The organism is Candidatus Termitispirillum reticulitermitis (assembly GCF_054655775.1).
The window spans coordinates 1-1,061 of the sequence record NZ_BAAIHG010000161.1 but is presented as its reverse complement, the minus strand read 5'-3'; the positions used below and the strand labels follow the sequence as shown (position 1 = coordinate 1,061).

The following is a 1,061-nucleotide window of genomic DNA, read 5'->3' as shown; positions in this document are numbered from 1 at the left end:
CCCATTATCATCCTTTAGCTGAGCCTCATAATCTGTCAAACCATAAGTATGCAGTGCTAGCCGTGCGACTATGACAAAATCGGTTATATTGTCGGCTTTAATAGTTTCCTCTAGCTTGTTATGGCATTTAATTACCCGCTCATCTCGGTAGTTCAACGGTTGATACGTGCCCAAAATATTTCCGCCACACTCAAAAAAGTCAATTTTTTTATCGTAATATTCTGCCAACGTGTTGAAAATTCGGAGCAATCCACCCGCATGGCTATCGCCCATCAGCAGGATTACAGGTTTATCATCATCTCTATTTTCAAAAGAATGAGCTATAACATGGTATCTCTTTATAGTATCTGGTAAGATTCCATTAGCAAAGTTGTAGTTTTCATAAATGTCTAAATATGGCTTATTATATATTTGTCTAGCTACACTGCCACATATCGTAATTAGGCAAATTGCAGTAGCAACTCTAAAAAGTGTATTTTTATTCACTAAAACCCGTTTTTTGCGGACAGGTTGTTCTATAAACCTATATGATAGCAACGACAGAATATATATTGCTAATATTAGAACAATTATCGCAAAGACACTTAATGCCCTGTCAACTGCGTATTTCCAGAATGTAATCAGCACCCAGTGCCATAGATACATTGAGTATGAGAGCTTGCCAATATGAACAAATGGTTTCCAAGATAAGAGCCTACCCGCTACGCCACTGCCCCCAGCGGATATGCATAAAAATGCACCCATTACAGGCATAAGCGCAAGAGTGCCCGGAAAATGGCTTTTCCTAGCATAGCCCAGCCACACAACGCTGACGCAAACTAGAAGTAAGCCTGCTATGCCAGCTACATTACCCCCTACCCTTAATGGGAGTGGGAGAAAAGAATATGCTCTTGCGGAAGAAGGGTATTTAGCTTGATAGATAGCTAAAATACTCCCTGTCAGTAGCTCCCACGCCCTAAAGGGTAGCATATAAAATACTAGCGGTTGGTGCTTAAAAATAAGATGAACATTCAACGCAAAGGATATAACCCACAGAATAACCAAAGCTTTCAATACGTGTT

Annotated in this window: 1 protein-coding gene; it reads right to left on the bottom strand. The window is 40.1% G+C overall.

From position 1 onward, the window contains the following. Positions 1-1,044, bottom strand: a 1,044-nt coding sequence (locus AC1MDJ_RS08000) for an acyltransferase family protein (protein WP_479690389.1), incomplete at its 3' end; no start/stop codon positions are given. Positions 1,045-1,061 lie beyond the last annotated feature (17 nt).